Below are 11979 nucleotides of genomic sequence, written 5' to 3' on the forward strand. Positions count from 1 at the left end.
CTTGTCGATCAGTCCAGGACCGGTGCGGCAGGTGGCTCGGGACGCCGCAATAACCCGGCTCTGCCACCGGCCCGAAAAGCACTATGGCCCCGCCGCCCCGGCCGCGCAAACGCTTTCCGCCCTGGAAGTTCCTGACCACAAGCCGGAGCCGCCGCCTGATTCCCCTCGGACGGCGGCTCCGGCCGCTGGTTCAGTTGGGGTAGAGGTACTTCACGCCGTTGAGCGTCAGCACGCTGGTGCGTGAGCCGGTCACGCCCGAGTTGACGTTGCGCCAGCCGTTGTTGCTGCTCGCCTCGTGCACGTAACCGCCGTACATGGTGTAGATCAGCTTCTCGCCGTTGAGGTTCGCCGCCGCGATCGTCGCGCCGGACACGCCGGAGATGCCGGTGCCCATGTACGCCCAGCCCGCGTTACTGGCCGCCTCGTACACCGCGCCGCCGTTGACCGCGTACAGGATCTTCGTGGTGCCGACCGTGATCGCGGCGACGGCCGAGGCGGGCACGCCCGTGCTGATGTTGCGCCAGCCGTTGGCGCTGTGCGCCTCGTGCACGTAACCGCCGACGATGCTGTAGACGTACTTCACGCCGTTGAGCGCGATCACCGCGATCGACGTGTTGCTCACCCCGCCGATGCCCGTGTTGAGGTTGCGCCAGCCGTTGTTGCTGCTGGCCTCGTGGACGAAACCGCCGATGACGCTGTAGATCAGCTTCTCGCCGTTGAGGTTCAGCGCCGCGAGCGCCGTGCCCTGCGCGCCGTTGATGCCGGTGTGCAGGTTGTTCCAGCCGGTGCTGCTGCCCGCCTCGAAGATCTGGCCGCCCTTGCTGCTATAAATGATCTTAGCGCCACCGACCTGGATCACGGCGGTGGCCGTGGCGGTCACCGCGCCGTTTGGACCGGAGACCGGGATCATCCGCCAGCCGTTGGCGCTGTGCGCCTCGTACACCTGCTGGCCGCCGTTGCAGTTGGCACTGGTCGCGTTGCGCGCCAGGGACACCGGGCCGTTGACGTAGATCGGGCCGGTGGCCGCGCTGCCGTCGGAGGTGATGCCCGAGGGCGAGCCGTTGAAGTACGCCTCGGTCTTGCCGCCGTCGCGGGTCACCTCGAAGTGCAGGTGCGGTCCGGTGGAGTTGCCGGTGCTGCCCACCCAGCCGATCGGGACGCCGCCGTCGACCCAGCCCGAGCTGTGGATCGCCGGCTGGATCATGTGCATGTACGTGGTGCGCCAGCCGCCGCCGTGGTCGATGACCGCGTAGTTGCCGCCACCGCTGCTGTACCCGGCGCTGATGGTGCCGCCCGCCGCGGACAGGATCAGGCGGCCGTTGCTGGCGCCGCCCGTGAACGTCATGTCGATGTCGTAGTCGTCGTGGCCGGCGTACGTGGCCATCCGCCACGTCTCGCCGCAGGGGAACGGCAGCTGGAAGAACGGCATCGGGCCGGCCGCGCGGGCCGGGCCGGCGCCGACCGCCAGCACGGCCAGCAACGTCGCGCACACGCCGGACAGGGCGCGCAGAAGTCTTTCTGACATGGGGTGCCTTTCAACGGGGGGATCGGGACGCACACAGGGAAAATGAAGATCGAGAGAATTCGAGGTGCTGGGCGGCCGGATGGTACGGTGACCGGCCTACAATTTGTGCACATCGCTGTACAACCGTCGGCCGCAACCGTTTGGCCGCAACCGCTGGCGCTCGGCACGCTGAGGTGAGGATTGTCCATCCACTTCGACCTGCTCGGCCCGTTGGCGGTGTCGCTGGACGGCCGACCGGTCCCGCTCGGTTCGACCAAGCAGCAGCTGATTCTGGCGGCGCTGCTGCTGCGGCCGTCTGAGTCCGTCACCACCGGTGAGCTGGCGTCGATGCTGTGGGGCGATCAACCCCCCGCGTCGGCCGCCGCGAACGTACGCACCTACGTACGTGGGCTGCGCCTGGCGCTGACCGACCCGCCGACCGCCGAGCAGCGCATCCTCACCACGCCAGGCGGTTATCTGCTACGGGTCGAGCCGGGCGAGCGGGACGTGGACCGCTTCGACGCCGCGGCGGCGCGGGGCCGGGCGGCGCTGGCTGCGGGCGACCCGGTGGGCGCGGAGCCCGAGCTGTCCGCGGCGGTCGCCATGTGGCGCGGCCCCGCGCTCGCGGGCCTGCCCCTGCCGCGGTTGCTCACGGGACGGGTCACCCAGCTGGAGGAGCGGCGGCTGCTGACCGAGGAGGACTACGCCGTGGCCCGGCTCGCGCTCGGCGAACCGGCCGAGGTGATCCCCCGGCTGCGCGCCCTGCTCGACCGGCATCCCCTGCGGCAGCGCGCCTGGGCGCAGCTCATGGCGAGCCTGTACCACATCGGCGACGTGTCGGGCGCGCTGGCCGCGTTCCGGCAGGCACGGCGGGTGCTAGCGGAGCAGACCGGGATGGACCCCGGCCCGGAGCTGGTCCGGCTGCACGACGACATCCTGCACCACCGCCTCGGCAGGGTGTCCGCGCCACCCGATCCGGGTCGCGAGCCGCCGCAGGCGCCCCCTCGCCAGCTGCCGCTCGCCCGGCCAGGGTTCGTCGGCCGCGCGGCCGAGTTGTCCCTGCTCGACGCCGTCGCGGACAACGCGGACGCGACATCGTCCAGTGTGGACATAGTCACCGTCAGCGGGATGGCCGGCGTCGGCAAGACCACACTGGCCCTGCACTGGGCGCACCGGGTGATCGCGCGGTTCCCCGACGGCCAGCTGTATGTGAACCTGCGCGGATACGCCGACGCCGACGCCCTGTCCCCGGCTGACGCGCTGGTCGCGCTCCTGGAGGCGCTCGGTGTGCCGACCGGCAGGATTCCAGGCAGCACCGACGCCCGGACGGGTCTGTACCGGAGCCTGCTGGCCTCCCGGCGGATGCTGCTCGTGCTCGACAACGCCCGCGATGCCGAGCAGGTGCGCCCGCTGCTGCCCGGCGCGGGCCGCTGTGTGGTCGTCGTGACCAGCCGTGACCAGCTGACCAGCCTCGTCGCGGCGGAGGGCGCCCGGCCGCTGACGCTGGACGTGCTCACCGCCACGGAGTCGATGAGCCTGCTGCGCGGCAGGCTCGGCGCGCACCGGCTCGCCGCGGAACCGGCGGCGACCGCCGAGATGATCGAGGCGACGGGCCGCCTGCCGCTGGCCCTGTCGATGGTGGCGGCGCGGGTGGCGGCCAAGCCGACGTTCCCGCTGGAAGCCGTGGCCGCGCAGCTGCGCCCGGCCGAGGACCGGCTAGGGGCGCTGGCCGACGGCGACGTCCGGCGCGTGTTCTCCTGGTCGCACCGGGCCCTGAGCCCGGACGCGGCCCGGCTGCTGCGCCTGCTCGGCCTGCACCCGGGCCCGGACCTGACCGGCGACGCCGCCGCGGCGCTGCTCGGGTGTCCCCGGGCCGCCGTCACGCCGCTGCTGCACGAGCTGACCCGGCTGCACCTGCTGGCCGAGCATCTGCCGGAGCGCTACGCGCTGCACGACCTGCTGCGGTCGTACGCGGCCGAGCTGGCACGGGCGGCGGAGCAGCCCGCCGCGAGGGGTGCCGCGGTCAGCCGGATGTACGACCACTACCTGCACAGCGCGTACCCGGCCGCGCTGCTGCTCCAGCCGACGTGGACGCCGGTCGACCCGGTGCCCGCGCTGCCGTCGAACGTCCACTCGCCGATGCCGGACCGGGCCGCCGCCGTGGCCTGGTTCAACGCCGAGCACCCCGTGCTGCTGCGGGTGCTGCGCCAGGCCGCGGAGACCGGCTTCGAGCGGTACGCCTGCCAGCTCGCCTGGACGCTGGCCGCCTACCTGGCCCCCCGTGGCCTGTTCCAGGAGCAGCTGGCCGCCCAGCAGGCCGCGCTCACCGCGGCGGAGCGGATCGGCGACGTGGCGGCCCAGGCGCTGGCCAACCGGATGCTGGCCCGTGCGCTCATGCGCCTGGGCGACCACGACGCCGCCGAGCACCGCGTACAGCGGGCGCTGGCGCTGTACGACCAGCTCGGCGACCTGGACGGCCTCGCCCTGACGCTGCGGCACTACACCGAGCACTGCACCGCGCGCGGAAGGCTGGCCGAGGCGCTGGCGCACAGCGTCGAGGCGTTGCGGGTGTCGCGGCTGATGGGCAGCCGGTACGCCGAGGCGCGGGCGCTGAACACCAAGGGCTACCTGCACGCCCTCAACGGCGACTACCGGCAGGCTGTCGCCGACTGCACGCAGGCCCTCGACGAGCAGCGGCAGATGGACGACCGGGTGGGCCAGGCCGCGACGTTGGACAGCCTCGGCTTCGCCCACCAGCGCCTCGGTGACCTGGACCGGGCCGTGGAGTGCTACGAGCAGTCCATCGAACGGTTCCGGGACTCGGCCAACCGCTACCACGAGGCGGAGACCCTGACCCGGCTGGGCGAGGCGCGGGAGGCGATGGCGGACCCCCTCGCGGCCGCCGAGGCGTGGCGGCGGGCCGTGCGCATCTACGACGACCTGGGGGACCCCGCCGCCGACGAGGCACGGCGGCGGCTGACCCGCGTGATCGCCGCCTGAGCGCGACGCTGTCGCGGCGGGTTCCCGCTGGTCACACGGGCAGTAGTGCCAGCACCGAGACGACGGCCCGATGGTCGGTGCCCGGCACGGTCCGCTCGCCTGCGGAGACGCCCGCGAGTCCGGGGCCGTGCAGGACGTGGTCGAGCTGCACCAGAGGCGGCAGCAGGTTCATCCCGACCGGCCAAGTGCGGGCCCAGCCGCGGCCGAGCTCGTCATGGGTGTCGGTGAGCCCCGCGGCGAGCAGGTCGCGCATCGGCGCGTGGTCGAGGGTGGCGTTGAAGTCACCCAGGAAGACCGTGTCCGGGCCGCTGTCACGGGCGGCGGAGGCCAGCGCGGCCATGTCGCGCGTCCAGCGCTCCGGGTCGCCGACCGGGTAGTAGGTGTGCACGGCCACCAGCCGCACGGTACGTGTGCCGACCGTCAGCTCCGCGGTGGTCTGCGGCCAGGCAGTGTCGGCGGCCAGCGCGCCACCCCGGTTCAGCGGGAACCGGGAGTAGATCGAGGCGTCCCACTCGGGGCGGAGCTCGTGATAGGGCAGCAGCGTGTCCAGGCCGGCCGCGGTCAGCGCGGCGACGCCCGCCGGCGGCAGCTGCTGCACGGCGAGCACGTCGAGACGCTCGGCCCGCACCAGCCGCACCAGCGCGGCCGGATCCGCCGCGCCGACGTCGGCGTTGACGGTCGCCACGCGCAGCTGCGCCGCCTGGGCGGGGACCTGCCGCCCGTCCGGTGTGAAGCGGGGCGTCAGCAGCACCAGGTGGGCCACTGCGAGGACCGCGCAGACGGCAACCGCCCAGCGCGTACGCAGCGCGGCGACGGCGAGCACGGCGGCTAGCAGGAACACGCTGAGCACGGCCGAGTACGGCAGGAGCACGATCGGCACGGCGAGCGGTGTGCCCGCGTCCAGGCCGGTCAGCCGCACGATGAGCAGCGCCGACGGCACGGCGAGGACGGCGCCGAGGGCCAGGCCGGGCAGCCGCCGCCGGACCCTGCCTGCCGGTTTGATCCCGTCCGCAGGCTGCGGGACGGTGACGGCGGTGTCGGTCATCGGTCCCCCGCTCGGTGCTGCGCGTCCGGTGATCTTACGTGCGGGCGGGGCTGGTCATCGTGTGCGCCCGGTCCACGGCCGGAGCTTGTCGGGGTTGCGCACCGCCCAGATGCGCCTGATCCGGCCGTCGGCGACGTCGAACGCCATGACCGTGATGACGACGCCGTCCCGTTCGGCCACCAGGCCGGGGCGGCCGTTGACCGTACGCTCCAGGATCGTCATCGCCGGCACCCAGTCGGCGATCCGGACGGCATAGCGGGCGACCTGCTCGCCGCCCTCGATCGGGCCGAGCACGGTGTCGACCCGGCCGCCGCCGTCGGCGACGGCCGTGACGGTGGGGTCGAGCAGGCCGACCAGCGCGCCGATGTCCCTGGCCTCCCAGGCGCGTTTGAAGTCCCTGACCAGGTCCGCCTGCCGGGCGGCCGGGTCTGCCGGAGTTCGCGCCGCACGGATGCGCCGCCGGGCCGAGGAGGCCAGCTGGCGGCAGGCCGCCGGGGTGCGCCCGACGATCTCGGCGACCTCGCCGAAGGAGTGGCAGAAGACGTCGTGCAGCACGAACGCGACCCGCTCCGCCGGGGTCAGCTGTTCGAGCACGACGAGAAAGGCCATGCTGACGGACTCGTCGAGGGTGACCCGGTCGGCCGGGTCGCCGCCCGACCACTCGGCGGCGTCGGGCAGCGGCTCGGGAACCCAGTCGCCGACGTAGCGCTCGCGCCGGGCCCGTGCCGAGCCGAGCAGGTCCAGGCAGATACGCCCGGCGACCGTGGTCAGCCAGGCCCCGGGCGAGGCGATGCCGGACTGCTGCCCGGCGGGCATCGCGTACCAGCGGGCGTACGCCTCCTGTACGGCGTCTTCGGCCTCGCTGAACGACCCGAGCAGCCGGTACGCGCGATTGATCAGCTGGCGGCGTTCGCTCATGATCGCGTCGCCGCCGTCCGCGATGTCGCTGCGGATGTCCACGTCTCCCCCGGTCCTCGCGCCCCGCCCAGCCCACCCGGAATGTGAGGTGGGGCACGTCGCCTCACATCGCCACCGGCTGCGTCGTCGGACCTGCGACACACCATCCTGCCAGCGCGAGAGCGCGGTGATCCGGCCGGTGTCCGAGCGACACCGGCCGCGTTGCGACCGACCCGGGGAGTTCCGATGCGTAAAGTCTTCACCGCCATGGCGGCCCTGCTGCTGCTGGTCGTCGTGGCGGAGTTCTACTTCGCCGCGAGCGGCGCGTTCGGCGCCACCACCGACGACGCGGCCTACCGGCCCCACCACGTGCTGGGGTACGTGATCTTCCTGCTGCCGCTGCTGATGGCCGCCGTCGCCGCGGCGGCCCGGCTGCCCCGGCGGCTCATCTGGACGAGCTTGCTGGTCACCGGCATGACCACGGTCCAGGTGGTGATCGCCAAGGTCGCCCTGGCACTCGGCGCGGGCACCCCCGGCAGCCTCGTCTTCGGTCTACACGCGATCGGCGGCCTGGCGCTGCTGGCCTCGGTCGTCATGGTCGGCCGGCAGGCGCGCCGCCTGGCGGACACCCCGGACCCCGCCCGGCGGGCCGAGGCAGCCGTGCCGACAGCCTCGTGAACCGGTGCCGGGTGTGCGCGTCAGGTCCCGTCCCGTCCGGTCCGGTGTGGACGCGCCGCCGGGAGCACCTGGCGGCGGGCGGCGGGCCGGTAGCGTATGGCGATGACCGAGATCCTGATGGCCGTCATCGTGCTGCTGCTCGCCGTCATCGTGCTGCTCCTGGTCCGGCGGCGCCGCGCCGACCCGACGGACCTGCTCGGGTCCGCGATGGCCGCCCGGAACACCGAGCACGCCCGCTCGGCGCACGCCGCGCACGCCGGTGCGCCCGCCGCGGGCGGCGACGCCCTGGTGCAGCAGGTCCGCTCGCTCATGGCCCAGCGCAAGAAGGTCCCCGCGGTGAAGCTGTGGCGGGAGGCCACCGGGGTGTCCCTGGCCGAGGCGGTGAGGGCCGTCGACCTGATCGCGGCCGGAGGTCTGCCGTCGCCGCCTGCGGCCGGACTGCCGCCCACGGCGCAGCGCCTGGCCGGTCCCGACCTGATGGCGAACGCCAGCGCGCTCAAACACCAGGGCCGGGCCATCGAAGCGATCAAGCTGGTACGCCAGCACACCGGCCTCGGCCTGCGCGAAGCCAAGAACATCGTCGACGGCCTCTGAGGCTCAGCCGGGCAGCAGCTGCTGACCGCCGTCGATGTCGTACGTCGCACCGGTCAGTGCCGTGTTCGTCATGAGGTGTACGGCCAGCGCGGCGACGTCGGCCGGTCCGACGACCCGCCGGATGGGCAGCGTGCCGCGCAGTTGCTCGCGGCGCTGGTCGAGGTCCTCGCCGAGCAGTTGCGCGGACAGGGGCGTGTCGACGAAACCGGCGGCGATGAGGTTGACCCGGATCGGCGCGAGTTCGAGGGCGAGGTTCGCGGTCATGGCGGGCAGCGCCGCGGTGCCCATCGCGGCGATCGTCAGCCCCGGACGCGCGCGGCGAGCCCCGGTGCCCCCCATGAAGATGAGCGTCCCGCCCGGCCGGACCCGGCCGATGGCGAGACGGGCAACGTTGATCGGCAGCCACATGTGCTCGTCGAACGAGCGGCGCGCCTGCTCGACGTCCATGTCGGCCAGCAGCCCGTAGTACGGCCGGCCCGCAGTGATCATCACTTGGTCGACCGGTGTGGCCAGTCCGTGGAAGAACCGTTCGAGAGCGGCCGGGTCGGTGGCGTCGAACGCCGCGCTGTCCAGTGCGCCGAGTGCGCTCGCGGCCTGTTCGAGGCGTCCCGGATCGCGGCCGGTCAGCACGACGTCGGCGCCCTCGGCGCGGGCCAGCCGGGCCGTTTCGAGCCCGATGCCGCCGCTGCCGCCGATCACGACGACCGTCTGACCGGTGAGCGCGGGTGCGCGTGCGATGACTGAGGTGCTGGCCACGACTCCCCCTCGACGGGTGCGCGAACATGATGCCGACAGCCGGGCGCGGATCCCGCCCACCGCTGACTCTAGTGCGGCGAACGCCGGCCGGGACGCAGGACGACCAGGGTGTCGGACCTCATAGGGCGGACTGATGCGTCCAGATATACCCTGGTCATAGCTGTCTTTTCGGCGAGGCGGGAGACCGCCCGCAGGGAATAGAATCCGACGTGGGAGAGTTGTACCGTTCCAGGTCGTGATTTTGCGAGTTCAGTAGTCGATCTTTTGACACCCGCTGGATCAGGTCGCGCGGGTGGTTTCGTCTTCCTCTTGGGGCGGATGTGGCCGCTGGGGCAAACGGCTCGGGTCGTCGCAAGGTGCGGCACCCACTCCCAAGGAGGAGACAACATGGCACAGGGCACCGTGAAGTGGTTCAACGCTGACAAGGGCTTCGGCTTCATCTCCGTCGACGACGGCAGCGCCGACGTCTTCGTGCACTTCTCTGAGATCCAGTCGAACGGCTTCCGCAGCCTCGAGGAGAACCAGAAGGTCGAGTTCGACATCGTGCAGGGCCAGAAGGGCCCTCAGGCGGCGGGCGTTCGCGTCCTGTAAAGCAAGCTTGAACACGGCCGGGAACCCGTTGGGCTCCCGGCCGTGTCGCTATCCGCAGCAGGTACGGAAGATCTCAGACAGGAGTCGCATGGTTGTGACCAGTCCGCCGGCGGTCGCCGACCGCCTCGAAGCCCCCCGGCCCGTCAACGAGCCGAAGCCGATGCTCGCCGCGCCGCAGTCCCGAGCGGGCGCGATCGCGATCTGGATCTTCGTGGTGACCCCGTTCATCGGCCTGCTGGCCGCCGTCCCGGTCGCGTGGGGCTGGGGACTGTCCGGCGTCGACGTCACCCTGGCGATCACCACCTACCTGATCAGCGGATTCGGCATCGCGGCCGGGTTTCACCGGCACCTGACGCACGGATCGTTCAAGGCGCGCCGGGGACTGCGGGTCGCGCTGGCCGTGGCCGGGTCGCTGGCCGTCGAGGGTTCGCCGACGCAGTGGGTCGCCAACCACCGCCGCCACCACGCCTACTCCGACCGCGAGGGCGATCCGCACTCCCCCTGGCGCTACGGCACCAGCGTCAGCGCGGTGCTCAAGGGCCTGTTCCACGCCCACATCGGCTGGATGTTCCGGCGCGAGCTGAGCAACCGTGAGCGTTTCGCCCCGGATCTGGTCGCCGACCGCGACATCCAGGTGGTCGACCGCCTGTTCGGCCCGCTGGTCGCGGTGTCCCTGCTCACCCCCGCACTGGTCGGTGGCCTGGTCACCGGCACCTGGGCGGGTGCGCTGAGCGCGTTCTTCTGGGCCGGGCTGGTCCGCATGGCCGTGCTGCACCACGTCACCTGGTCGGTGAACTCGATCTGCCACGTGGTCGGCGACCGGCCGTTCGTCAGCAAGGACCGGGCCACCAACTTCTGGCCCCTGGCGATCCTGTCGTTCGGCGAGAGCTGGCACAACTCCCACCACGCCGATCCGACCGGGGCTCGCCACGGTGTGCTGCGCGGCCAGATCGACCCCGCCGCCCGGCTCATCTGGATCTTCGAGAAGCTGGGGCTGGCCCGCGACGTGCGGTGGCCGGTGCCCGAACGCCTCGCCGCGAAACGCGCGCGGTAACCCCTCGCGCGGGTCCGCGCCGCCGGACAATGAACGTATGCCGACCAGACGCGGCCCGGCCGCGAACCTGCGGATGCGCCGGGCGTACGAGCCCGCCTCGCCCGACGACGGCCTGCGGGTCCTGGTGGACCGGCTGTGGCCGCGCGGCCTGGCCAAGGAGCGGGCCCACGTCGCGCAGTGGCCCAAGGAGCTCACCCCGTCGACCGAGCTGCGCCGCTGGTACCACGAGGCTCCCGAGGAGCGGCACGAGCAGTTCGTGGCCCGGTACGAGGCGGAGCTCGACGACCCCGCCGCGCGGCAGGCCCTGACAGGGCTGCGCCAGGCCCTGCGCGAGGGCACGGTGACGCTGCTCACCGCGGTGAAGGAGTTCCCCGGCAGCCACGTCGACGTGCTGGCCCGACGGCTGACCGGCAAGGAGTGACGCGGCACGCCGCTGCCGCGCCACCCCCGCCCACCGGCAGGCCGGTGCTCAGCCGCCCACTCCGGAGCCGACCGCCGCCCGCAGGTTCTCCCGGGCGTCGGCGGGCAGCAGGTATCCGGCACGGACGTTGCCGAGATCGGCGAGCGCGACGCGGGCCAGGTAGCCCGCCCGGCTCGGATAGAGCCCGTGCAGCGTGGCCTCGTCGAACGGCTGGTGGCTGCCGAACAGGAAGCAGAACGACTGCCCGGCGTTGTCCCCGGTGTTCACCGCCGTCGGCACCGAGACCTGCGAATACCGGATGCCGCCCAGGGCCAGGCCCAGGCTGTCGCGCGCCTTGGTCCCGTCGGCGTTGAACACCAGCGGCGGGGCGGTCGGCGGCGCGACGCCGGTGCGGACCCACCGCACCAGGTGGTCGTACGCCGCCGCGGTGGCGTGGTCGACCGGCACCCGGCTGAACGGCGGCTGGGCGCAGTCGTAGACCGGCGCCGTGCCGAGGTCGCGCACTGAGATCGGGGCCCGGTACTGCTGGCCGCGCCAGCCCGAGTGCGCGCCACCGGCGACCTCCCAGCGGCGGAACCTGTCAGTGTCGGGCGACGGCCGGACCGGGGTGCGCACGTCGGTCTCCGACAGCACCTGGAACACCGGCTCCGGACCGACCCGGGTCGGCGCGCTGCCGACGATGAACGCGTACCCGTCGAACACCGGCGCGACCTGCGGCAGGATGCTCTGGTAGTAGACGGTCATCCGGGCCGCGGACTGCGACGCGCCGATCGCCAGGACCGTACGCAGACCCAGCCGGGCCAGCGGAGCGTCCTTGCCACGGGCGCGGACGGCCTGGGCCGCCTGGGCGAAGATGTCGTAGGACAGCTCGTCGGCGGTGAACCGCCCCTCGCCGGTGACGTCGAGCGCGCCGTACCGGGCCGGGCTCCAGCCGCGCAGCTGGTCGACGCCGACCCGCTGCGCGGAGACGCCGATCCAGGCATACCCCGCCCGCATCATCGCCTCGCCGTTCCACAGCGCGTCCAGGTCGTAGCCCGCGGTGACGTTCTGCCACTCGACCAGCGCGGTGCCGTTGAAATTCCGGTCCTGGGCGGGTCGCCGGACCACGATCCGGGTCCGGTACGGCACGTCGGTGGCGACCTGGTTGCCGAGCTGGTCCCAGCCGTCGGCGACGCCCGACAGGTAGAACTCGCGCTCGACGTAGCCGCTGGCGGCCAGGTCGTCGGGGGTGGAGAAGAACGGGTAGGTGTCCTCGACGGCCTCGGCGAGCCGGTCGCCGGGCACCGTGCCCGGGATCGGCCCGGAGACCACCGGGGACGAGACGGGTGTCGGCTGGTCGGCGAGCGCGGGCGAGGCCGGGAGGAGCGTCACGATCACCGCGGCCGCGAGGGCCGCGCGGTAGGCGCGTGGGAGCTTCATAAGCCGACATTCGTCCTGGA

The 11979-nt window shown here is 72.8% G+C and carries 11 protein-coding genes; 6 read left to right on the forward strand and 5 right to left on the reverse strand.

What is annotated here, in order from left to right; all coding sequences use genetic code 11:
- Positions 1–190 precede the first annotated feature (190 nt).
- Positions 191–1525 carry a M23 family metallopeptidase gene (locus tag HAV40_RS02210; protein WP_166378449.1) on the reverse strand — a complete coding sequence of 445 codons (1335 nt, stop codon included), beginning with the start codon at positions 1523–1525 and terminating at the stop codon, positions 191–193.
- Between the two features lie 180 nt (positions 1526–1705).
- Here HAV40_RS02210 and HAV40_RS02215 point away from each other — a divergent pair, with 180 nt between their 5' ends.
- Positions 1706–4504: an AfsR/SARP family transcriptional regulator gene (locus tag HAV40_RS02215; RefSeq protein WP_203671328.1), complete on the forward strand. Its 2799-nt coding sequence runs from the start codon at positions 1706–1708 to the stop codon at positions 4502–4504.
- Between the two features lie 31 nt (positions 4505–4535).
- Here HAV40_RS02215 and HAV40_RS02220 read toward each other — a convergent pair whose 3' ends face one another.
- Complete coding sequence (locus HAV40_RS02220; RefSeq protein ID WP_166378451.1) at positions 4536–5549, reverse strand: endonuclease/exonuclease/phosphatase family protein; 1014 nt, start codon at positions 5547–5549, stop codon at positions 4536–4538.
- Positions 5550–5603: 54 nt separating this feature from the next.
- Positions 5604–6509: an RNA polymerase sigma factor SigJ gene (sigJ, locus tag HAV40_RS02225; RefSeq protein ID WP_239086296.1), complete on the reverse strand. Its 906-nt coding sequence runs from the start codon at positions 6507–6509 to the stop codon at positions 5604–5606.
- Between the two features lie 183 nt (positions 6510–6692).
- Between sigJ and HAV40_RS02230 the strand changes: the two genes are divergently transcribed.
- Together HAV40_RS02230 and HAV40_RS02235 are read left to right on the forward strand one after the other, a co-directional pair.
- On the forward strand, positions 6693–7124 hold the full coding sequence (locus tag HAV40_RS02230; RefSeq protein ID WP_166378453.1) for a DUF6220 domain-containing protein: 432 nt from the start codon (positions 6693–6695) through the stop codon (positions 7122–7124).
- A gap of 102 nt (positions 7125–7226) precedes the next feature.
- Positions 7227–7718 (forward strand): ribosomal protein L7/L12, encoded by a 492-nt coding sequence (locus tag HAV40_RS02235; RefSeq protein WP_166378455.1) that lies wholly within the window; start codon positions 7227–7229, stop codon positions 7716–7718.
- A gap of 3 nt (positions 7719–7721) precedes the next feature.
- On the opposite strand, the gene HAV40_RS02240 is transcribed toward HAV40_RS02235, so the two are convergent.
- A complete protein-coding gene (locus tag HAV40_RS02240) occupies positions 7722–8474 on the reverse strand; it encodes an SDR family oxidoreductase (protein WP_166378457.1) in 753 nt (250 codons plus the stop codon).
- Between the two features lie 387 nt (positions 8475–8861).
- On the opposite strand from HAV40_RS02240, the gene HAV40_RS02245 reads away from it, so the two are divergent.
- From HAV40_RS02245 to HAV40_RS02255, 3 genes are all read left to right on the forward strand, one after another.
- Entirely contained in the window at positions 8862–9065 is a 204-nt protein-coding gene (locus tag HAV40_RS02245) for a cold-shock protein (protein WP_120322455.1), read from the forward strand.
- A gap of 160 nt (positions 9066–9225) precedes the next feature.
- Complete coding sequence (locus HAV40_RS02250) at positions 9226–10119, forward strand: acyl-CoA desaturase (RefSeq protein ID WP_239086310.1); 894 nt, start codon at positions 9226–9228, stop codon at positions 10117–10119.
- Between the two features lie 37 nt (positions 10120–10156).
- Complete coding sequence (locus HAV40_RS02255; protein ID WP_203671329.1) at positions 10157–10540, forward strand: DUF488 domain-containing protein; 384 nt, start codon at positions 10157–10159, stop codon at positions 10538–10540.
- Positions 10541–10588: 48 nt separating this feature from the next.
- Here the strand turns inward: HAV40_RS02255 and HAV40_RS02260 are convergent, their stop codons facing one another.
- On the reverse strand, positions 10589–11959 hold the full coding sequence (locus HAV40_RS02260) for an alpha/beta hydrolase domain-containing protein (RefSeq protein WP_203671330.1): 1371 nt from the start codon (positions 11957–11959) through the stop codon (positions 10589–10591).
- Positions 11960–11979: the final 20 nt, after the last annotated feature.

This window comes from Catellatospora methionotrophica (assembly GCF_011297335.1).
In the GTDB taxonomy this organism is placed as follows: Bacteria; Actinomycetota; Actinomycetes; order Mycobacteriales; family Micromonosporaceae; genus Catellatospora; species Catellatospora methionotrophica.

Bases quoted from the DNA above. Each gene is read 5' to 3' on its own strand.
- HAV40_RS02210 (WP_166378449.1), bottom strand. From the start codon at position 1,525: ATGTCAGAAAGACTTCTGCGCGCCCTGTCCGGCGTGTGCGCGACGTTG.
- HAV40_RS02220 (WP_166378451.1), bottom strand. From the start codon at position 5,549: ATGACCGACACCGCCGTCACCGTCCCGCAGCCTGCGGACGGGATCAAA.
- HAV40_RS02230 (WP_166378453.1), top strand. From the start codon at position 6,693: ATGCGTAAAGTCTTCACCGCCATGGCGGCCCTGCTGCTGCTGGTCGTC.
- HAV40_RS02235 (WP_166378455.1), top strand. From the start codon at position 7,227: ATGACCGAGATCCTGATGGCCGTCATCGTGCTGCTGCTCGCCGTCATC.
- HAV40_RS02245 (WP_120322455.1), top strand. From the start codon at position 8,862: ATGGCACAGGGCACCGTGAAGTGGTTCAACGCTGACAAGGGCTTCGGC.
- HAV40_RS02250 (WP_239086310.1), top strand. From the start codon at position 9,226: ATGCTCGCCGCGCCGCAGTCCCGAGCGGGCGCGATCGCGATCTGGATC.
- HAV40_RS02255 (WP_203671329.1), top strand. From the start codon at position 10,157: ATGCCGACCAGACGCGGCCCGGCCGCGAACCTGCGGATGCGCCGGGCG.
- HAV40_RS02260 (WP_203671330.1), bottom strand. From the start codon at position 11,959: ATGAAGCTCCCACGCGCCTACCGCGCGGCCCTCGCGGCCGCGGTGATC.